Raw genomic sequence first — 464 nt, forward strand, 5'->3', positions numbered from 1 at the left:
TCGGGCGCGAGGTCGCGCGGGTCTGGAGGGGGAAGCGGCACGAGCACGACTTCCTCATGGCGGCCGAGGGCCCGCTCGGCCCCGCCGAGACCCTGGACACCTACGGCGGCACCCCCGTCTGGGTCCCCGTGACGGAGTTGCCCGCCACCCCGCTCTGGCCGCGCAGGCTGTCCTGGCGCATCGAGCACTGGCACCGGACGGGGTGGCCCGCGCACCCGGCCGAACTCGCCGACTCCATCACCGATCTGTGGGCACCCTGCACGTGGTGAGCGGGGCGACGGCCGAGCCCCCGGCCCGCCGCCGACCCCTCACCCCTTCTTCTTCCGCTTCCGCGTCCCCGCCTGGCTGCGGACCGCCCCCATGCTCGCCCCGATGACCAGCGCGATGGCGAGGGCGTCCGTCGTGGACAGGGCCTGGCTCAGGATCAGGAAGCCCGCCATGGCCGCGATGGCCGGTTCCAGGCT

2 pseudogenes are annotated in these 464 nt (G+C 74.8%); one reads left to right on the plus strand and one right to left on the minus strand.

Annotated features, from left to right (window positions below):
• Positions 1-269 (plus strand): annotated as a pseudogene (locus tag RNB18_RS51660) (NUDIX hydrolase); the annotation flags it as partial.
• Positions 270-308: 39 nt separating this feature from the next.
• Here the strand turns inward: RNB18_RS51660 and RNB18_RS51665 are convergent.
• Positions 309-464: pseudogene (locus RNB18_RS51665) on the minus strand (EamA family transporter); the annotation flags it as partial.

It is taken from the genome of Streptomyces doebereineriae, from assembly GCF_031845645.1.
Taxonomy (GTDB): domain Bacteria; phylum Actinomycetota; class Actinomycetes; order Streptomycetales; family Streptomycetaceae; genus Streptomyces; species Streptomyces canus.